At 57.1% G+C, this 20,131-nt stretch carries 21 protein-coding genes; 14 read left to right on the top strand and 7 right to left on the bottom strand.

Annotated features, from left to right (window positions below; translation table 11 throughout):
• Window positions 1–3: 3 nt before the first annotated feature.
• Window positions 4–1,197, bottom strand: coding sequence for a glycine C-acetyltransferase (gene kbl, locus BJF97_RS28020; RefSeq protein ID WP_032695104.1), 1,194 nt, complete (start codon window positions 1,195–1,197; stop codon window positions 4–6).
• A gap of 340 nt (window positions 1,198–1,537) precedes the next feature.
• Between kbl and rfaD the strand changes: the two genes are divergently transcribed.
• The 5 genes from rfaD to BJF97_RS28045 all read left to right on the top strand — a co-directional run bounded on the left by rfaD (window position 1,538) and on the right by BJF97_RS28045 (window position 6,683).
• Entirely contained in the window at window positions 1,538–2,482 is a 945-nt protein-coding gene (gene rfaD / locus BJF97_RS28025; RefSeq protein WP_014227239.1) for an ADP-glyceromanno-heptose 6-epimerase, read from the top strand.
• A 115-nt stretch (window positions 2,483–2,597) separates the two neighbouring features.
• Window positions 2,598–3,656 (top strand): ADP-heptose--LPS heptosyltransferase RfaF, encoded by a 1,059-nt coding sequence (rfaF, locus tag BJF97_RS28030; protein ID WP_014227240.1) that lies wholly within the window; start codon window positions 2,598–2,600, stop codon window positions 3,654–3,656.
• A 3-nt stretch (window positions 3,657–3,659) separates the two neighbouring features.
• Window positions 3,660–4,631 (top strand): lipopolysaccharide heptosyltransferase RfaC, encoded by a 972-nt coding sequence (rfaC, locus tag BJF97_RS28035; RefSeq protein WP_009652757.1) that lies wholly within the window; start codon window positions 3,660–3,662, stop codon window positions 4,629–4,631.
• Complete coding sequence (locus BJF97_RS28040) at window positions 4,631–5,539, top strand: sugar glycosyltransferase (protein WP_014839787.1); 909 nt, start codon at window positions 4,631–4,633, stop codon at window positions 5,537–5,539. The genes rfaC and BJF97_RS28040 overlap by 1 nt, the downstream gene beginning before the upstream one ends.
• Window positions 5,517–6,683 (top strand): O-antigen ligase family protein, encoded by a 1,167-nt coding sequence (locus BJF97_RS28045; RefSeq protein ID WP_014839788.1) that lies wholly within the window; start codon window positions 5,517–5,519, stop codon window positions 6,681–6,683. The genes BJF97_RS28040 and BJF97_RS28045 overlap by 23 nt, the downstream gene beginning before the upstream one ends.
• A 26-nt stretch (window positions 6,684–6,709) precedes the next feature.
• Here the strand turns inward: BJF97_RS28045 and BJF97_RS28050 are convergent, their stop codons facing one another.
• Entirely contained in the window at window positions 6,710–7,792 is a 1,083-nt protein-coding gene (locus BJF97_RS28050) for a glycosyltransferase family 9 protein (protein ID WP_014227243.1), read from the bottom strand.
• A gap of 21 nt (window positions 7,793–7,813) precedes the next feature.
• Window positions 7,814–8,776 (bottom strand): polysaccharide deacetylase family protein, encoded by a 963-nt coding sequence (locus tag BJF97_RS28055; protein WP_014227244.1) that lies wholly within the window; start codon window positions 8,774–8,776, stop codon window positions 7,814–7,816.
• Between the two features lie 111 nt (window positions 8,777–8,887).
• Between BJF97_RS28055 and rfaQ the strand changes: the two genes are divergently transcribed.
• The 7 genes from rfaQ (at window position 8,888) to coaD (ending at window position 15,821) form a co-directional block, all read left to right on the top strand.
• Entirely contained in the window at window positions 8,888–9,964 is a 1,077-nt protein-coding gene (gene rfaQ / locus BJF97_RS28060) for a putative lipopolysaccharide heptosyltransferase III (RefSeq protein ID WP_032695105.1), read from the top strand.
• Window positions 9,961–11,088, top strand: coding sequence for a glycosyltransferase family 4 protein (locus BJF97_RS28065; RefSeq protein WP_032695106.1), 1,128 nt, complete (start codon window positions 9,961–9,963; stop codon window positions 11,086–11,088). Before rfaQ ends, BJF97_RS28065 begins: the two co-directional genes overlap by 4 nt.
• Before the next feature lie 2 nt (window positions 11,089–11,090).
• On the top strand, window positions 11,091–12,185 hold the full coding sequence (locus BJF97_RS28070; RefSeq protein ID WP_014839790.1) for a glycosyltransferase: 1,095 nt from the start codon (window positions 11,091–11,093) through the stop codon (window positions 12,183–12,185).
• Between the two features lie 30 nt (window positions 12,186–12,215).
• Complete coding sequence (locus BJF97_RS28075; RefSeq protein WP_014227248.1) at window positions 12,216–13,205, top strand: glycosyltransferase; 990 nt, start codon at window positions 12,216–12,218, stop codon at window positions 13,203–13,205.
• Window positions 13,206–13,297: 92 nt separating this feature from the next.
• Complete coding sequence (gene waaA, locus BJF97_RS28080) at window positions 13,298–14,572, top strand: lipid IV(A) 3-deoxy-D-manno-octulosonic acid transferase (RefSeq protein WP_014227249.1); 1,275 nt, start codon at window positions 13,298–13,300, stop codon at window positions 14,570–14,572.
• Complete coding sequence (locus BJF97_RS28085) at window positions 14,572–15,342, top strand: glycosyltransferase family 2 protein (RefSeq protein ID WP_014227250.1); 771 nt, start codon at window positions 14,572–14,574, stop codon at window positions 15,340–15,342. The genes waaA and BJF97_RS28085 overlap by 1 nt, the downstream gene beginning before the upstream one ends.
• A 2-nt stretch (window positions 15,343–15,344) precedes the next feature.
• On the top strand, window positions 15,345–15,821 hold the full coding sequence (gene coaD / locus BJF97_RS28090) for a pantetheine-phosphate adenylyltransferase (protein WP_004106901.1): 477 nt from the start codon (window positions 15,345–15,347) through the stop codon (window positions 15,819–15,821).
• Window positions 15,822–15,944: 123 nt separating this feature from the next.
• Here coaD and mutM read toward each other — a convergent pair whose 3' ends face one another.
• The 4 genes from mutM to radC form a co-directional block, all read right to left on the bottom strand.
• Window positions 15,945–16,754, bottom strand: a complete 810-nt coding sequence (gene mutM / locus BJF97_RS28095) for a bifunctional DNA-formamidopyrimidine glycosylase/DNA-(apurinic or apyrimidinic site) lyase (protein WP_014227251.1) — start codon at window positions 16,752–16,754, stop codon at window positions 15,945–15,947.
• Window positions 16,755–16,953: 199 nt separating this feature from the next.
• The gene (rpmG, locus tag BJF97_RS28100) at window positions 16,954–17,121 is read right to left on the bottom strand and encodes a 50S ribosomal protein L33 (protein ID WP_003024094.1); all 168 of its coding nucleotides are present in this window, start codon (window positions 17,119–17,121) and stop codon (window positions 16,954–16,956) included.
• A 20-nt stretch (window positions 17,122–17,141) separates the two neighbouring features.
• Window positions 17,142–17,378, bottom strand: a complete 237-nt coding sequence (gene rpmB / locus BJF97_RS28105; RefSeq protein WP_002436699.1) for a 50S ribosomal protein L28 — start codon at window positions 17,376–17,378, stop codon at window positions 17,142–17,144.
• A 216-nt stretch (window positions 17,379–17,594) separates the two neighbouring features.
• The gene (gene radC, locus BJF97_RS28110; RefSeq protein ID WP_004126657.1) at window positions 17,595–18,260 is read right to left on the bottom strand and encodes a RadC family protein; all 666 of its coding nucleotides are present in this window, start codon (window positions 18,258–18,260) and stop codon (window positions 17,595–17,597) included.
• Window positions 18,261–18,435: 175 nt separating this feature from the next.
• On the opposite strand from radC, the gene coaBC reads away from it, so the two are divergent.
• Window positions 18,436–19,647 carry a bifunctional phosphopantothenoylcysteine decarboxylase/phosphopantothenate--cysteine ligase CoaBC gene (gene coaBC, locus BJF97_RS28115; RefSeq protein WP_014227252.1) on the top strand — a complete coding sequence of 404 codons (1,212 nt, stop codon included), beginning with the start codon at window positions 18,436–18,438 and terminating at the stop codon, window positions 19,645–19,647.
• Entirely contained in the window at window positions 19,625–20,083 is a 459-nt protein-coding gene (gene dut / locus BJF97_RS28120) for a dUTP diphosphatase (RefSeq protein ID WP_032695107.1), read from the top strand. Before coaBC ends, dut begins: the two co-directional genes overlap by 23 nt.
• Window positions 20,084–20,131: the final 48 nt, after the last annotated feature.

Raw genomic sequence — 20,131 nt, forward strand, 5'->3', positions numbered from 1 at the left:
CCCTCAGGCAACGACGCCCAGTTGTTTACCGATGCGGGTAAAGGCTTCCACCGCACGTTCAATTTGTTCAGGGGTATGCGCCGCAGACATCTGGGTACGGATACGCGCCTGGCCTTTTGGTACCACCGGGTAGAAGAATCCGGTGACGTAAATACCTTCTTTTTGCAGCTCGCGCGCGAACTGCTGCGCCACGGTGGCTTCACCGAGCATCACCGGGATAATGGCGTGATCGGCGCCCGCAAGGGTAAACCCTGCCGCGGTCATTTTTTCACGGAACAGGCGCGCATTAGCCCACAGACGATCGCGCAGCTCGCTGCCCGCTTCCACCATCTCCAGCACTTTGATGGAGGCGGCGACAATCGCCGGCGCCAGCGAGTTGGAGAACAGATACGGACGCGAGCGCTGGCGCAGCCACTCGACGACTTCTTTGCGCGCGGCGGTATAGCCGCCGGACGCGCCGCCCAGCGCTTTACCCAGCGTACCGGTGATAATGTCGACGCGGCCCATCACGTCGCAGTACTCATGGGAGCCGCGGCCGTTTTCACCCACAAAACCCACGGCGTGCGAATCATCGACCATCACCAGCGCGTCGTATTTATCCGCCAGATCGCAGACGCCCTTCAGGTTGGCGATCACCCCGTCCATGGAGAACACGCCGTCGGTGGCGATCAGCACATGGCGCGCGCCGGCTTCACGCGCCTCTTTCAGACGGGCTTCCAGCTCCTGCATATCGTTGTTGGCATAGCGGAAGCGCTTCGCTTTACACAGGCGCACGCCGTCGATGATCGACGCGTGGTTCAGGGCATCGGAGATAATCGCGTCCTCTGCGCCGAGCAGGGTTTCAAACAGGCCGCCGTTGGCGTCGAAGCAGGAGGAGTACAGAATCGCATCTTCCATACCGAGAAAATCGGCCAGCTTCTTCTCAAGCGCTTTGTGGCTGTCCTGGGTACCGCAGATAAAGCGCACGGAGGCCATGCCGAAGCCGTGGCTGTCCATCCCGCTTTTCGCGGCGGCAATCAGTTCCGGGTGGTTCGCGAGGCCGAGATAGTTATTGGCGCAGAAGTTAATGACCTGGCTGCCGCCGACGGTGATATCCGCCTGCTGCGCCGAAGTGATAATCCGTTCTTCTTTAAACAACCCTTCCGCGCGCGCGGTATCCAGGTCATTGGTTAACTGTTTGTAGAAATCCCCACGCATTGCAACTCTCCAGATTCGGCAAAATTTGGCACATATTACCCTAAATAATTCGAGTTTCAGGAAGGCGGTGACGCAGCGAATCCCCAGGAGCTTACTCTGGTAAGTGACTGGGGTGAGCGAGGAAAACCAACGTACCTGTAACTTGAAGTATGACGGGTATATTACCTAAAGATATACGCTGATACGAGATGATGCATTACTGCATGAATTATTTGCAGCATAAATCACGAGTCCCTCTCTACCTTATCGGCGAATGGCTGAAGCCTTTCCGATGTAGTGATATGATAGGAGTATTCATGTCCGGATTGTCTCTGGACTACCAACTTCAAAGGTTACAGTTATGATCATCGTTACCGGCGGCGCAGGCTTTATCGGCAGCAATATCGTTAAGGCGCTGAATGACCAGGGTATTACCGACATTCTGGTCGTAGATAATCTGAAAGACGGGACCAAATTCATCAATCTGGTGGATTTGAACATTGCCGACTACATGGATAAAGAAGACTTTCTGATCCAGATTATGGCGGGCGAAGAGTTCGGCGATATCGACGCTATTTTCCATGAAGGCGCCTGCTCTTCCACCACGGAGTGGGACGGCAAGTACATGATGGATAACAACTATCAGTATTCCAAAGAGGTACTGCACTACTGTCTGGAGCGTGAAATCCCGTTCCTGTACGCCTCTTCCGCAGCGACCTACGGCGGCCGCACCAGCGACTTTATTGAATCCCGCGAATACGAGCAGCCGCTCAACGTTTACGGCTACTCCAAGTTTCTGTTTGATGAATACGTCCGTCAGATCCTGCCGGAAGCGAACTCGCAGATTGTCGGCTTCCGCTATTTCAACGTCTACGGGCCGCGCGAAGGCCATAAAGGCAGCATGGCCAGCGTCGCTTTCCATCTGAACACCCAGTTGAATAATGGCGAAAGTCCGAAACTGTTCGAAGGCAGCGACGGCTTCAAGCGCGACTTCGTCTACGTCGGCGACGTCGCGGCGGTGAACCTGTGGTTCTGGGAAAACGGCGTTTCCGGCATCTTCAACCTCGGCACCGGGCGCGCGGAGTCTTTCCAGGCCGTTGCAGACGCAACGCTGGCTTATCACCAGAAAGGCAGCATCGAGTACATTCCGTTCCCGGATAAACTCAAAGGCCGCTATCAGGCGTTTACCCAGGCGGATCTGACTAACCTGCGCGCAGCGGGCTACGATAAACCGTTTAAGACCGTTGCCGAAGGCGTAACGGAATATATGGCCTGGCTCAATCGCGACAATCATGCGAATTCATAAAATCATTCGAGCGGTATCAAGGCGGCAACTCAGTGATTCTCCGGGAGCTGACTAAAGTCAGTGACCGGAGGGAACGCAGGCAGCCAACGCAGAGACAGCTTGAAGGATGGAATGAATGAAAATATTGGTGGTTGGCCCGTCATGGGTGGGCGACATGATGATGTCGCAAAGTCTTTACCGTACGCTCAGGGCGCGCTATCCCCAGGCGATAATCGACGTGATGGCGCCCGCATGGTGCCGTCCGCTGCTATCGCGCATGCCGGAAGTCAACGAAGCGATCCCGATGCCGCTCGGCCACGGCGCACTGGAAATCGGTGAACGGCGTAAGCTTGGGCACAGCCTGCGCGAACGTCGCTACGATCGCGCTTTCGTGCTGCCCAACTCGTTTAAATCGGCCCTCGTGCCGTTCTTTGCGGGAATACCGCATCGCACAGGCTGGCTCGGCGAGATGCGCTACGGCCTGCTGAACGACGCCCGTAAGCTGGATAAAGACGCCTGGCCGCTGATGGTCGAACGCTACGTCGGTCTGGCCTACGACAAAGGCGTGATGCGCTGCGCGAAAGATCTGCCGCAGCCGCTGCTCTGGCCGCAGCTGCAGGTGCATGAAGGCGAAAAATCGCAGGCCTGCAGCGCGTTTAATCTCTCAGCCGAGCGCCCGATTATCGGCTTCTGCCCCGGCGCAGAGTTCGGCCCGGCAAAACGCTGGCCGCACTATCACTACGCCGAGCTGGCGAAACAGCTGATCGACGAAGGCTTTCAGATCGTACTGTTTGGCTCCGCGAAAGACCACGAAGCGGGCAATGAAATCCTCGCCGCGCTCACGACCGAACAGCAGGCATGGTGCCGCAATCTGGCCGGCGAAACCCAGCTTGAGCAGGCCGTTATTCTGATCGCCGCCTGTAAAGCGGTGGTCAGCAACGATTCCGGCCTGATGCACGTCGCCGCGGCGCTGGACCGTCCGCTGGTGGCGCTCTACGGGCCCAGCAGCCCGGACTTCACTCCACCGCTGTCGCACAAAGCGCGCGTGATCCGCCTGATCAGCGGCTACCACAAAGTGCGTAAAGGCGACGCCGCCGAAGGCTATCATCAGAGTTTGATCGACATTACGCCGCAGCGCGTACTGGAAGAATTAAACGACCTGCTGCTGGAAAAAACGGAACAAGAGGAAGCCTGACGGATGCGGGTACTGATCGTAAAAACCTCGTCCATGGGCGACGTGCTGCACACGCTGCCCGCGCTGAGCGACGCCGCGCTGGCCTTTCCCGGCATTCGTTTCGACTGGGTGGTTGAAGAAGGCTTCGCGCAGATCCCTTCCTGGCATGAGAGCGTCGACCGGGTCATCCCGGTGGCGATTCGCCGCTGGCGCAAGGCGTGGTTTTCCGCGCCGATCAAAGCCGAGCGCAAGGCGTTCCGCGAGGCCGTGCGCGCGGAAAAGTACGACGCTATCATCGATGCCCAGGGGCTGGTGAAGAGCGCCGCTCTGGTCACCCGACTGGCCCGCGGCGTGAAGCACGGTATGGACTGGCAGACCGCCCGCGAGCCGCTGGCGAGCCTGTTTTACAACCGTCGTCACCATATCGCTAAACAGCAGCACGCCGTTGAGCGCACCCGCGAGCTGTTCGCGAAAAGCCTCGGCTACGCGAAGCCGGAAACCCAGGGCGACTACGCGATCGCCCGCCATTTTTTGCGTCAGGCTGACCCGTCCGCTGCGCCGTATCTGGTGTTCCTCCACGCCACGACGCGCGATGATAAACACTGGCCGGAAGAGAACTGGCGGGCGCTTATCGCCCTGCTTGCCGACAGCGGCATACGCATCAAACTGCCGTGGGGCGCCCCCCATGAAGAGGCGCGGGCCGGACGCCTGGCGGAAGGGCACGATTTTGTCGACGTCCTGCCGCGCATGAGCCTGGAGCAGGTAGCCCAGGTGCTGGCCGGCGCGCGCGGGGTCGTTTCCGTCGACACGGGGCTGAGCCATCTCACCGCCGCGCTCGATAAACCGAACTTCACGCTGTACGGCCCGACCGATCCGGGGCTGATTGGCGGCTACGGTAAAAATCAGCACGTGGTGCGCCCGGAAAGCGGCAGCAGCACGGGCGATATTCCCGCGTCCCGGGTTCGGCAACTGTTGAAATCTCAGGAACTGGCTTAATGGGTTCATTATTTAAGCAGATCTATCGCTACACGCATCGACGCGCCTTTCGCCATAACGAAAATCTCTGGCCGTTTACCCATATCACGCGCGCGGCGAGCGGCGAAATCCGCACCCTGAAATACAAAGGGAAAGCGGTTCCGCTGGTCAATCTCAGCGAACTGAAGGATAGCGCTCAGGGCGAGGTGCTGCTGACCGCCACCGGACCCTCTACGCGCCGCATCGATTTTACGCTGCTGCCGAAAAGTATTCCGGTGATGGGGGTGAACGGTGCCTGGCATCTCTCTGATAAAATTAAATTTTCGCTCTATACCATCGTGGATATGGAGTTTTACGATAAAAAACCGGACGTGATCCGTTCGGTGATTAGCCAGGCTGACATTGTGCTCTTCACCACCATGCACGGTATCGCCAAAATCCTCGACCGCCACGGCGCAGAGCTTCGCTGTCGTTTGGCATTAATTGAAGACGCCTGTTATAAAATTTATCAGCCTAAAGTCGCCAAAAACGCGATACAGCAGGCCTGGCGCGGCGTCCCCGCGCTACGCTTTCATCCGCAAAGGCAGGATATTTGCTTTAGCACCGACATTCGTCACGGCATTTTCGATGCCGGAACCGTGGTCTACTGGGCACTGCAAATTCTGATGTGGCTGGGATTTAAAACCATTCTGATAAGCGGGCTGGATATGAGTAATTTCAACCAGCCGCGATTCTACGAAACGGAACAGGATAAACTCCCCTCCTGGCTGGCAAATAAGGTGGATGACCTGGTCATGCCGTCCTTTTCGCACGCTGCCAACGTGCTGCAACAAAACCATATTCGGGTCGTCAACTTCTCGTTAGAAAGCGCGGTTCCGGAAACGATTTTCGAAAAGGTTTCTTTTGATGAGTACTTTAAAAATAAGTAATTACGCCAGACAGGGCTACACCGTTTTCTTCACTTTGTTTCTGTTTTTTAGCGCTATTTTCTGCGTATCAACCCGGACAAATAACCTCCTTCATTTATCTATTTTGCTCTTTTTGCTTTCACTGCTTAACAAAGACAATCGTCAGGCAATAGCGGAAAGCATCCGCCAGCGGTGGCCGGTTTATAGCCTGCTGGTGGTATTCTGCGTGTACTATGCGCTGAGCAATATTTGGGGGCAGACGCCGCAGCATATCGATTCCCCTCTGACCCACGGCACCTATTTAATTTTCTATCTTCTGCTGCTGACAACGCTACTTGGCCATCCCCGGACCCGACATCTGGCGCTGCTGAGCGTCGTGGCCGGGATCACAGTGCTCTCCGTCTGGACGATGGCGATCGACTTCACGCTGGTCCTCAAGGAACGCCTGGTTTCGCCGGAGAATCCCGGCCCGACCAACGTGATCGACCTGGCGGGCTATTGCGGTATCGGTATCCTTATTTGCGCGATGCTGCTGAAGGAGAAAGGCAGCCACCTGCTGTATGTGCCGATGGCCATCATGCTGGTGATGCTGTTTCTGACCCAAAGCCGCGGCCCGATTATCGCGCTGCTGGTGGCGTTTGTTTGCACCCTGCACCTGCACGTCTTTACCCGCCGCAACCTTCTGATTGTCGCCGCGTTAGCGTTGGTTCTGGGCGCGCTTTTCTTCTTTACGCCAACGGGAGACCTGCTGCTGGCGCGCTTTGAAGAGCTGGGCACCCAAAGCGGATTGCGCTTGAGTATCTGGCACCATACGCTCCAGGAAGTGGCCAGCCAGCCGTGGCTGGGTCGGGGTTTTGACTACGAGCTGAACTTTACCAACTACAGCGGCGAGCATATCACTACCACCCACAGCGTCTATCTTGGCGCACTGTTGAAAGGCGGCATAATCGGCCTGGCGCTGCTGCTGGCGGTCATTGCCGGAGGGTTATGGCAGGCATGGCGTAAACAGCAGGATGGCCGCTACGGGCTGGCGATTTTTATCTATGCGCTGATTTTTATGGCCTCGCAGGGCATGTTTATCATCAGCAACCCTCGCGAAAGCTGGCCGCTGTTTTGGCTGCCGCTGGGCATCGCGCTGAGCGGCAGCCTGAAGGCGAAACGCTAAGAGAAGGGCCCGCAGCGGGCCCTTTTTTATGCCTGCTGGCGAGCGGCGATCAGGGCATCCGCCTGCGCTTTGATCGCCGGCCAGACCGCGTCAATGGTCATGTCGGCGACGTTAGTCTCTTCGCAGACAATTTGTCTGGCCTTGTCATAACCAGGCGCCCAAATGGTATAGCCCGGCAAACCGGTATCTTTGAGTTTACGTTTGTTGTAAACCGCCACCATGGGCTTGTCGAACGCGCGAGCAATATGCACGATGGCGGTATCCGCCGTAATCACCAGATCGCAGTGGCGAACAATCTCAACCGCTGAATTAATATTGCTATCTGGCAGATGCAGCGCCGTTTCCAGATTAAGCTGACGAATTTTCTCGCTATGCCCGACCATCACGACGCTAATTTTATAAGGGAGCGTATATAAGCGTTCAATCAGAGCAGAAACCTGATGACGGCAAAAGTCTTTATCCGTTGAGGCGGTAAACGGGTTTATGGCAATACAGAGCTGACTCCCCTTGTGCTGAGCCAGCAGTGTTTTGACTCTTTCCCGCTCAAAAGCATCGCCGGGCAGATGATAGTGGTAATGAGGGTGTTCTATGCCAAATAGCCTGGCGACGGCTTTATAGCGCGCGGAAATATGGCTGCTGCTATCCAGAAAAGGGATAGAGTGATCGTAAAGCTTATATTCTTGTTTATTAAAACCGATAACGCAGCCAGGGCGTAAATCAGCCAGCAGTTTAAAACGCTCGTAGGTTTTCACGTCATCAAAATCAACGACCGCGTCAAATCCTGCCGCACGCAGTGCGTTTAACGGCATCCGCGGCTGATATAAATAAACCTGCTCAAGAAAATCCGCACCGGCAAGCATCTGCTTACAAACCGGCCCGGTAAGAACCGAAACCTTATAGCCCCGGTCAGCTAAAAGCTTTGCGCAGCCGGTCGTTACGACCATATCCCCAACTTTGTCATCCAGGCGCAATAATAAAACATGCTGAATCTTCGCGGAATTAAAGGGCTGGCGTGCGCTTTTATTTCTGTAACGATAGTTAATTAAATTAAACTTAATTTCGCGGAAGAAGGCATTTTTCTTCCGCGTAAACTGCTTCACGATACGCATACGGTACCTGGTTGTGATCTTTTATCGCTGTGTGAGTTTCTGTTGGTAGTACTCCGCCAACGTCATTCCCTTCACCTGCGGCGCCAGCCAGCTGAAAAAAGCGTCCAGATCGGCATATAAGCGCTCGATATCCTGCTCGTTTTTAAACGTTGGGCTGCCGCCGGGCATGTACTCTGAAGAGTGGAGCATATATTCGACGTAGTCATTACCCTGAGTCAACGTTTGTTCGACCACTTTTTTCATCGTCTCAACGTTGCCGCCCATCGGACGCAGCCAGTGTACCGACGGCGAGCGTACTTTGCCGCGCAGGCGATCGTAGCCCTGCTTCAGGCTATTCATCCACGCGGAATGCTTGTACTGAATGCTCATCGGCACTTCCAGCAGCGATGATTGCCCTTCACGACGGATATCATTCTCGTCAAGAAAATAGGCGTGCTGCGGGAAATCACGGTAATCGGTACCGCCGTCGCCCTGCGGCGCGCCTTTCGCCGTCTTCCAGTTCACCCTCGGGGTAACCGAGCAATCCACCAGATAGCCATACTCCACCAGCAGACGCGCGTAGCGCTCGTCAAACGCCCAGCGCCCGGCGCGATGGCTGACCATTTTGGTCTGGAAGGTATCCTCCAGCAGACGGGTCATATAGTCGACTTTTGCCCGCATCGCCGCATCGCTGTACTCGATCAAATACGGTTTATGTCGCCAGTCGTCATCGGTGAGCGGATCGGTCGGCGGGCTGTTCCACGCGTGGAGATGCATACCGATTTCCGCGGTTCCCCGGGCGATCGCATCTTTGGCAAATTCGATATAAACCGGGTCGATGGCCATTTCATAGTTGGTCAACCAGACCGGTTTAAAACCATACTTTTCGCAAAGCTGCTGAAAACGCGGTAGATAGCGCGCATTCTCGGTGGTGATGCTGTCATGTTTTTGCCAAAGGTTATCACCCTCTGTATCAATCGTGATGAGAAATGCGGGTTTGTGCACGAAAACGTCCTCAGGCCATACGTATCGGGTCATGGTAGAGCAAGACAAGGCTTCTCTCAATCTATCTGATCCCCTAGAATCGGAGCCCTGCCCCTGAATGAAGAATAGAGAATGACGCCTGAAACCCGCACTTTCGGCCGCGTGAACCCGGCGCGAATCCTGGTTATTAAGCTTCGCCATCATGGCGATATGTTATTGATAACGCCGCTTATTCACGCGCTTAAGCAGCAATATCCCGCCGCCAGCGTGGATGTGCTGCTTTATGAAGAAACCCGGGATATGCTCGCAGCGAATACGGATATCCGCCACATTTACGGCATTGACCGGCGCTGGAAAAAACAGGGCGCCGGCCATCAGCTGAAGATGGAGTGGCAGCTGATTCGCACGCTCCGCCAGCAGCGCTACGATATGGTGCTCAATCTTGCCGATCAGTGGCCCAGCGCGATCATCACCAAACTGACCGGGGCGGCCATCCGTATCGGCTTTGACTTTCCGAAGCGTCGCCACCCGGCCTGGCGTTTTTGCCATACCGCCCTCGCCTCAACCGAGCAGCATAACCAGCTGCATACCGTGCAGCAGAATCTGTCGATTCTGGCGCCGCTTGGGCTGGATATTGCTGACGCGCCGGCGACGATGGGCTACAGCGAGCAGGACTGGCGCGCCAGCCGCGCGCTGCTGCCGGCAGGATTTCAGGATAACTATATCGTCATTCAGCCAACCTCCCGCTGGTTCTTTAAGTGCTGGCGCGAAGGGCGGATGAGCGCCCTGATAAACGCGCTTTCTGAAGCAGGCTACCCGGTCGTGCTGACCTCCGGCCCTGACGCCAGAGAGAAGCAGATGATCGACACCATTATGGCGGGCTGTCCCAATGCTCGCCTGCACTCCCTCGCCGGGCTGCTCACCCTGCGCCAGCTGGCGTCCGTCATCGACCATGCCCGCCTGTTTATCGGCGTTGACTCCGTGCCGATGCATATGGCCGCCGCGCTCGGTACGCCGCTGGTGGCGCTATTCGGCCCCTCCAAGCTCACCTTCTGGCGTCCATGGCAGGCGCAGGGCGAGGTGATTTGGGCGGGTGATTTCGGAGCGATTCCCGATCCTGACGACATTGATACCAACACCAACGAACGCTTTCTCGATTTAATCCCCACCGACGCGGTTATCGCGGCGGCGAAAAAGGTACTGGCATGAGTAAATTCAGGCTGGCTCTGGTACGCCAGAAGTATCGCCCGGACGGCGGCGCGGAGCGCTTTGTCTCCCGCGCGCTGGAAGCCCTCGACGACAGCGATCTTGAACTGAACGTCATCACCCGCGAATGGCAGGGGCCGGTGAAGCCCGAGTGGAACATCCACATCTGCAATCCGCGCAAATGGGGGCGGATCAGCCGCGAGCGAGGATTTGCCGACGCCGCCCGCCAGCTGTGGCAGCGCGAAGCCTTCGATCTGGTGCAAAGCCACGAGCGTATCCCCGGCTGCGACCTGTACCGCGCCGGAGACGGCGTGCACCGCCGCTGGCTGCAGCAGCGCTCGCGCATTTTGCCCGGCTGGAAAAGCCGCCTGCTGTTTGCCGACCGCTACCATCGCTATGTGATGCAGGCCGAGCGCGACATGTACCAGGACGCGCACCTGCGCGGCGTTATCTGCAACGCGGAGATGATTAAACGCGAGATTATTGAAGACTTCGGCCTGCCGGCGGAAAAAATCCACGTTATCTATAACGCTATCGATAACCAGCGTTTTCTGCCGCCGACGGAAGAAGCCTTTGTCGCGCTGCGCGCCAAATGGAATCTGCCGCGCCAGGCGACCTGCCTGATCTACGTCGGCTCCGGCTTTGAGCGCAAGGGGCTGGATGCGGCGATCCGCGCCATCGCGCCGACCAACCGCTACCTGCTGGTGGTGGGCAAAGATAAAGAGCAGGGCCGCTATCAGCAGCTGGCGAAAACGCTGAACTGCGAGGAGCGGGTGCGCTTCTTCGGCATGCAGTCGGAAACCCTGCCGTTCTATCAGATGGCCGACGGCCTGCTGCTGCCGACGCTGTACGATCCGTTTCCCAACGTCATTCTCGAAGCGATGGCCTGCGGCCTGCCGGTGATTACGACTACCGGCTGCGGCGGCGCGGAGTTTATTGTTCAGGGCAGCAATGGCTACGTTTGCGATGCGCTGGATATCCCGGCCCTGCAGGAGTCGGTTAGCGCCCTTCCCGCCCGGGCGTTAGGCTCTGCGCAAGGCGAACGCGCCCGCGAGCGCATCATGACCTGCACCAGAGAACATCTCTCGGCGCAGCTGCTCTCCCTCTATCAGGATTTGGTGAAATAACGATGCGCATACTGTTTGTTATCGACGGCCTGCCCGGCGGCGGCGCGGAAAAAGTCGTGCTGACGCTGGCAGCGCATTTTCTCAGCCAGGGTGAACAGGTATCGCTTTTTTCCCTGCGCGACGTCTGCGATTATCCGCTGCCGGAAGGGCTGGATTATCAGGTCATCGCCGATCGCTGCCGCAAGCCGTGGCGCAAGCTGACGGAGCTGTCCCGGCGCGCGCGCCAGCTTGATGCGGCAATTGAGAAAGCAGAACGGCAGGGCCGTTTCGATCTGGTGCTCTCGAATCTGCATAAAACCGACCGCATTGTCTCCCGCAGCCGCCTGCTGAACGGACGCAACGTCTGGTTTTGCCTGCACGGCGTGTTCTCCGCGTCCTATCTCGGACACCGCAGCGGTTTTGACCGCTGGCTGAAACAGCAGAAAATCGGGCGCGTTTACCAGGGACGTAACGTCGTCGCCGTCTCCGATGCGGTAGGTCAAGACCTGGTCGAGCAGTTCGCTATTCGCCCGGCCCAGCTTAAAACCATCTATAACCCGTTTGATATCCCCGCGCTGCGCGCCGCGGCCGAAGAGCCCAGCCAGCGCCCCGACGGCGACTATATTATCCACGTGGGCCGCTTTCATCCCGGTAAACGCCACGACCGCCTGATTGAGGCGTATGCGCAAAGCGGTATTGATGCGCCGCTGGTGCTGCTGGGGCAGGGAAAACCGGAACAAGAGCAGCGCCTGCGCCAGCTGGCGCAGCAGCTACAGGTTGCCGATCGCGTCCTGTTTAAGGGCTTCCAGAAAAACCCGCTGCCGTGGATTAAAGGCGCGCGGATGCTGGTCCTCAGCTCCGATAGCGAAGGCTTTGGCAACGTGGTGGTTGAGGCGCTGCTGCTGGATACGCCGGTCGCCAGCACCCGCTGCCCGGGCGGCGTGACCGAGATCCTCACCGGCGAGCTGTCGCGTGGCCTGGCGGATCTCAACAGCCCGGCGCTGGCTCAGACGATGCAAAGCATTTACCATAGCCCGCCGGCCATCGACGCAGCGGCGCTGGAGAAGTTCAGCGTGGCATCGATTTGTCAGCAGTATCGTCAGCTGCGCAGCGCCTGACGCCGTTATTCAACCAGGATCGAATGAGTTATGAGTCAAACGCCTTTACTAAGCATCGTAGCCGCCGTCTATAACGGCGAAAAATTCCTTGCGCAATTCTTTGAGTGCCTTGAGCAACAGCAGCTGGAAAGCTATGAACTGATCCTGGTGAACGACGGGTCGACGGACGGTAGCCTTGCGGTTATCGACCAGTGGAAAGAGCGCCTGCAAAACGTGCTCGTGCTGGAGCAGGAAAACCAGGGCGTGTCGGTGGCGCGCAATACCGGCCTCGCCGCGGCGACGGGTAAGTACCTGACCTTCCCGGATATCGACGATAAGCTTTACCCGGGCATGTACCGTACGCTTCTGGAGATGGCGGAAAAGGGCAATCTAGACGTCGCCACCTGCAACGGCCGCTACGTCTACGAGACGAAAAAAGATATCCATCCTATTTTCCCGCTGGACCGGCTGCAGTCGACCGGCGTTTTGCCCGGCCACGTCTGGTTAAAGCAGGCGCTGGATTCTCGTAAGTTCCTGCATGTCACCTGGCTGAATATCTACCGCCGGGAGTTTATCGCCAGCCACCGCTTCCACTTTGAGCCTGGCCTGCGCCATCAGGATATTCCCTGGACCACCGAAGTGCTGCTGGCGGCAGAACGCGTGCAGTACACCAGCGAGCAGTTCTACGATTACTATATTCACTCGGAATCGGTGTCGCATAAGCCGGACAACGACGACACGCTGATGCGTTCAGCGCGCCACTATATGAAGATTCTTGAGATGCTGGACGCCATCAACCAGCGTTATCCGGACAAGGTTCGCGATATTTCCGCCTGCCGCTGGCAGATCGCCAAAGAGGGGCTGGGAATTATTCATACCTTCGATAGCATGAAAGATGAGTCAAAAAAGCATATTATCATTAAAGAGTTCTTTGACCGCGGTATCTGGCGCCTGATCTGGAAAAACGCCCGTACGTTCCGTCTACGCTGGCGTCTTGGACGCCGCTATCTGCGCATCAAGCGCTATCGCGACGCGGCTTAATACTGAATCCCTTAGTTTCCGCCAAAGAGATAGCTTTACGCGGGTTAAATGCTTAGAATTTGCCCGCAAAAACATAAATACGGATAAATCGCTTGGAATTGCTTTATACCGCCCTACTTTACCTCATTCAGCCGCTGGTGTGGCTGCGACTGCTGTTACGCAGCCGTAAGGCCCCTGCCTATCGTAAACGCTGGAAGGAACGTTATGGCTTCTGCCAGAACAAGGTAGAACCGGGTGGCATCCTGCTGCATTCCGTTTCCGTAGGTGAAACGCTGGCGGCGATTCCGCTGGTGCGCGCGCTACGCCACCGTTACCCCTATCTGCCGATCACCGTCACCACCATGACGCCAACCGGCTCTGAACGCGCCATGTCCGCTTTCGGCAAAGACGTGCATCACGTCTATCTGCCTTACGATCTGCCCGGCGCGATGAACCGTTTCTTCAATACCGTTCAGCCGAAGCTGGTTATCGTCATGGAAACCGAACTGTGGCCGAACATGGTCGCCACGCTGCACAAGCGTAAAATCCCGCTGGTAATCGCCAACGCTCGCCTCTCCGAACGCTCGGCGAAAGGCTATGCCAAACTGGGGAAATTTATGCGTCGGCTGCTGAGCCGCATTACCCTTATCGCCGCGCAGAATGAAGAAGACGCCAGCCGCTTTATCGCTCTTGGCCTGAAACGCAATCAGCTGGCGGTCACCGGCAGCCTGAAGTTTGATATTTCGGTCACGCCGGAGCTGGCGGCTCGCGCCATCACCCTGCGCCGCCAGTGGGCGCCGCACCGCCAGGTATGGATTGCCACCAGCACCCACGACGGCGAAGAACAAATTATTCTTCAGGCGCATAAGCAGCTGCTGGAGCGTTTCCCCAACCTGCTGCTGATCCTTGTCCCTCGCCATCCGGAGCGCTTCGGCGACGCCCGCGAGATGGTGCAGAAAGCGGGAATGAGCTACACCCTGCGCAGCACCGGCGAAATCCCGTCTAACAGTACCCAGGTGGTGATTGGCGATACCATGGGCGAGCTGATGCTGCTGTACGGTATTGCCGACCTCGCGTTTGTCGGCGGTAGCCTGGTGGAGCGCGGCGGCCATAACCCGCTGGAGCCCGCCGCCCATGCGATACCGGTACTGATGGGTCCGCACACGTTCAACTTCAAAGATATCTGCGCCAAGCTGCAGCAGGACGATGGACTGATTACCGTCACCGACGCCGACTCGCTGGTAACGCAGGTGTCTAACCTGCTGACCGATGAAGATTACCGTCTGTGGTACGGTCGCCATGCGGTGGAAGTTCTGCACCAAAACCAGGGCGCGCTCTCCCGTCTGCTACAGTTATTGCAACCCTATCTGCCGCAGCGGAGCCACTAATGTCGCCTCGACTCTCGGTCGTGATGATCGCCAAAAACGCGGCGGATCTGCTGCCTGATTGTCTGGCGTCGGTAAGCTGGGCCGATGAGATAGTGCTGCTGGATTCCGGCAGCAGCGACAACACCGTCGAACTCGCCCGCAGCCAGGGCGTTCAGGTGCATGTCAATCGCGACTGGCAGGGCTACGGTATTCAGCGCCAGCGCGCTCAGGCCTACGCCACCGGCGACTACGTGCTGATGATCGATACCGACGAGCGCGTCACTCCGGAGCTTGCGCAGTCTATCCGCAGCGTGCTGGCCGCACCGCAAACCGGCGCGATATACAGCATCGCCCGGCGCAACTATTTCCTTGGCCGCTTTATGCGCCACAGCGGCTGGTACCCCGACCGCGTGATGCGCCTGTACGAACGCGACCGTTACCGCTATAACGATAATCTGGTCCACGAATCTCTCGATGCCCAGGGTGCGCGGGTTATCGAACTCGCGGGCGACCTGCTGCATCTGACCTGCCGTGATTTCTCCGGCTTTCAGCAAAAGCAGCTGGCCTACGCCGCCGCCTGGGCGCAGGAGCGCCATCAGAGAGGCAAAAAGACCTCGCTGGCCGCTATCTTCGGCCATACGCTGGGCGCCTTTGTGAAAACGCTGCTGCTGCGCGGGGGCATTCTGGATGGGAAACAAGGTTGGCTGCTGGCGGTGGTCAACGCGCAATACACGTTTAATAAATACACCGAGCTGTGGGCCCTGAGCCGCGGCTACTCGGAGAAAGTGTGATTATGAGCACAAAAGCGATCTATCCGGGAACCTTCGACCCTATCACCAACGGCCATATCGATATCGTCACCCGCGCGGCCAGCATGTTCGATAAGGTGCTGCTGGCTATCGCCGCCAGCCCGAGCAAAAAGCCGATGTTCACTCTCGACGAGCGCATCGCGCTGGCCACCCAGGCAACGGCGCATCTGGTCAACGTTGAGGTTATTGGCTTCAGCGATTTAATGGCCAATTTTGCCCGCGCGCAGCAGGCGAACATTTTAATTCGCGGCCTGCGGGCGGTGGCGGATTTTGAATATGAGATGCAGCTGGCGCATATGAACCGTCATTTGATGCCGACGCTGGAGAGCGTGTTTCTGATGCCGTGCAAAGAGTGGTCGTTTATCTCCTCTTCGCTGGTGAAAGAAGTGGCGCGCCACCAGGGCGACGTATCTCACTTTCTGCCGGCAAACGTTCACCAGGCGCTGCTGAAGAAGCTGTAATCCTGCGCCATCGGGGCTCTTCCCGGAGGCGATGCTGCGCATCTGTCCGGGCTACCGGACCAAGCGCAGCCCTGTAGCCCGGCTAAGCGCAGCGCAAGCCGGGTTCACGGCAACCACCGCATATTACTTCTGGCACTGGCGACAATAAAACGTCGCCCGCTGGGCGTGTTTACTGCCGATAACCGGCGTCCCGCAAATGCGGCACGGCTCGCCCTTGCGGCCATACACCTGCAGCTCCTGGGCAAAGTAGCCCGGTTTACCGTCGCTTTGCAGGAAATCTTTCAGCGTCGTCCCGCCCTGTTCGATGGATCGCAGCAGGACCAGCTTAATCACTTTCACCAGCTGCTCGCACTCCTCGCGCGACAGCGAAGAAGCCAGCCTGTCGGGGTGAATACCCGCCGAAAAGAGCGATTCGCTGGCGTAGATATTGCCCACCCCGACCACCAGCTTATTATCCATTAGCCAGGGCTTAATCGCGGTTTTTTTCTTCGCGCACTTCGCCTGCAGATAATCGGCGTTGAACTCATCGCTCAGCGGCTCCGGCCCCAGATGCGCCAGCACCGGATGCCCTTCCAGCGCTTTGGTCCACAGCCAGGCGCCAAAACGACGCGGGTCGGTATAGCGCAGCACCTTGCCGTTACTCATCACCAGGTCCACGTGATCGTGTTTTTCCGCGGGCAGCTCTTCGCTCAGGATACGCAGGCTTCCCGACATCCCAAGGTGGACGATAATCCAGCCGTCGGGCAGTTCCAGCAGCAGATATTTAGCGCGGCGGCGTACGCTGAGCACCGGAACGTCGCTCAGACGATAGATCTCTTCAGAAACGGGCCAGCGCAGGCGCCCGTTGCGCACAACGGCGTGCAGGATGGTGGCTCCCACCAGGTGCGGCTCAATGCCGCGGCGGCTGGTTTCTACTTCAGGTAATTCAGGCATTCTTTTCTCGAACAAAAACGGCAGGATGCACTATCTTACCGCGTTCAGCGACGAGGTTCAGGGCAATTATTGTTCAGCATGCTCTTCCGCCTGGCGCAGGGGGTAAACGTTCGCCAGCGCCAACGGTGTAGACGGTAGCGTAGTCTTGATAACAAAAAACCCCGCCGAGGCGGGGTTTTTCTTTACAAGGAATCTAAAATTATTTGATTTTAGCTTCTTTGTATAAAACGTGCTGACGGACAACTGGATCGAACTTTTTCAGTTCCAGTTTTTCCGGCTTAGTACGTTTGTTCTTCGTAGTGGTATAGAAGTGACCAGTACCAGCAGAAGAAACCAGCTTGATTTTCTCACGAATACCTTTAGCCATGACTTATTTCCTCTAAGTACTTAGTACTTTTCGCCACGGGCACGCAGTTCGGACAGAACTGTATCGATGCCTTTCTTATCAATAACACGCATACCTTTAGCAGATACGCGCAGGGTGACAAAACGCTTCTCGCTCTCAACCCAGAAACGGTGAGAGTGCAGGTTCGGCAGGAAACGGCGTTTAGTCGCGTTCAGTGCGTGGGAACGGTTGTTACCGGTCACCGGACGCTTGCCAGTAACTTGGCAGACTCGGGACATGTCTATTCTCCAAAAATCAAATTAGCTCGAGCTTCGTATGGGGTATTGGCGCCTCGTCAGGCTTTACAGCCCGGTCATCGCAGTTCTAAGCGAACTCTCGATTGCCAGGCCCAAATGCCAAACCCGAGATTCTCAAAGGTGGCGTAGTATACGCTGACTCGGCGATGTGCTCAAGTCCCGAACAGACAAAGATCCCGATGGATCGCGCGATCGGGGCTAAATCCAGCCGCGTTCAGCAAAAGATACGTACGCTCCGCGGCCAATAACAAGGTGATCCAGCACACGTATATCCATGAATCGACAACATTTTATCACTCTTTCGGTAATCAACCTGTCGGCCTTGCTCGGCTCAGGACTACCGGATGGATGATTATGTGCCAGGATCACCGCGGCGGCGTTCACTTTGATGGCTTCGCGTACGATTTCTCGCGGATGCACCTCAACGTGGCTAAGAGTACCAGAAAAAAGGCGGCTATGTTTCAATACCCGGTTCTGATTATCTAAAAAGATCACCATGAAGATCTCACGCTCTTCGTCGGCCAGCTGGCTTTGCAGAAATTCCCGCGTCATCGACGGGGTAACCAGAGAGGGTTCTTCCGTCATTCGCAGGCTAAAATAGCGTCGCGCCAGTTCAGCAATCCCTTTTAGCTGTGCATATTTCGCCAGACCAATGCCTTCCACCTCAGCAAACTGCGACTCCTCCGCCGATAGCAGGCCGTACAGCGAGCCAAAACGCTGTAGCAGCTCCCGCGAAAATGTCATCACGTCCTGCGTGCGGGTACCGGTACGTAAAAATAGCGCCAACAGCTCAATATCCGACAAAACTTCGATACCGTAGCGCTGCATCTTTTCCCTCGGCATCAGGGATTCTTGTATTTCCATCGCGGCATCTCCTTCCCACTGCGCGCTATCCTGGCACAGCCTTTTTGCGCCGCCGAGACGCAAGTTTTATCCCTGCGTAGCGCCTCGCAAAGTGTATCTGCGCGAGGCACACGATGCCGTCAGGATTGTGATAAGATGCGCGAATTCTGGTGTACCGCAACAGGAAAAAATCATGATGAGTCTGGCTGGTAAAAAGATCGTTCTTGGCGTGAGCGGCGGCATTGCTGCCTATAAAACGCCGGAACTGGTGCGCCGCCTGCGTGACCGCGGCGCGGATGTCCGCGTCGCCATGACGGAAGCCGCAAAAGCCTTCATTACGCCATTAAGTCTGCAGGCGGTATCCGGTTATCCGGTTTCCGACAGCCTGCTTGACCCGGCCGCCGAAGCGGCGATGGGCCATATTGAGCTGGGGAAATGGGCCGACCTGGTCATTCTTGCCCCCGCCACCGCCGACCTAATCGCTCGCGTCGCGGCAGGGATGGCCAACGATCTCGTTTCGACGATTTGTCTCGCTACGCCGTCGCCGGTCGCCGTCGTGCCCGCCATGAATCAGCAGATGTATCGCGCCGCCGCCACTCAGCATAATCTGGACGTCATTGCCGCCCGCGGTCTGCTGGTCTGGGGCCCGGACAGCGGCAGCCAGGCCTGCGGCGATGTTGGCCCGGGGCGGATGCTGGACCCGCTGACCATTGTGGATATGGCCGCGCAGCATTTCTCGCCTGTCAAAGATTTGCAACATCTGAACATCATGATTACCGCGGGCCCCACCCGCGAGCCGCTGGATCCGGTGCGTTATATCACCAATCACAGTTCTGGTAAGATGGGCTTCGCGATTGCCGCCGCCGCCGCGCGCCGCGGGGCGAACGTCACGCTGGTGAGCGGCCCGGTTTCGCTGCCTACGCCGCCGTTTGTACACAGAATTGATGTCACCACCGCGCTGGAAATGGAAGCCGCGGTGCAAAACAGCGCGCCTCAGCAGCATATTTTTATTGGTTGTGCGGCGGTCGCTGACTACCGTGCGGTCGCCATCGCCGAAGAAAAAATCAAAAAACAAGGTGATGAATTAACCCTGAAAATGGTTAAAAATCCGGATATCGTCGCAGGGGTCGCCGCGCTTAAGGCCAACCGCCCTTACGTCGTTGGGTTTGCCGCCGAAACAAATAATGTGGAAGAATACGCACGGCAAAAGCGAGCCCGCAAAAATCTTGATCTGATTTGCGCCAATGATGTTTCTCAGCCAAATCAGGGATTTAACAGCGACAGCAATGCATTACACCTTTTCTGGCAGGAGGGAGATAAGCGCTTACCACTTGAGCGCAAGGAACTCCTGGGCCAATTATTACTCGACGAGATCGTTACCCGTTATGATGAAAAAAATCGACGTTAAGATTCTGGACCCGCGTGTTGGTCAGCAATTTCTGCTGCCGACCTATGCCACCTCCGGCTCCGCCGGACTTGACCTGCGAGCCTGTCTCGATGACGCCGTAGAGCTGGCTCCTGGCGCAACGACCCTCGTGCCAACCGGCCTGGCGATTCATATTGCCGATCCCTCTCTGGCGGCGGTGATTCTGCCGCGCTCCGGACTGGGCCATAAGCACGGCGTCGTACTGGGTAACCTGGTCGGTCTGATTGATTCTGACTATCAGGGCCAGCTGATGGTTTCCGTCTGGAACCGCAGCCAGCAGAGCTTCAGCATCGAACCCGGCGAGCGTATCGCGCAAATGGTGTTTGTGCCCGTTGTGCAGGCAGAATTTAACCTGGTGGAAGATTTTGACGCCACCGATCGCGGCGAAGGCGGCTTCGGTCACTCAGGGCGTCAATAAGCCCGGCGATAGACAAAACTCTTTCGGGGCGCTGCCGGCAAAAGGGCT

Source organism: Klebsiella sp. LTGPAF-6F, assembly GCF_001753185.1.
Lineage (GTDB): Bacteria > Pseudomonadota > Gammaproteobacteria > Enterobacterales > Enterobacteriaceae > Klebsiella > Klebsiella michiganensis.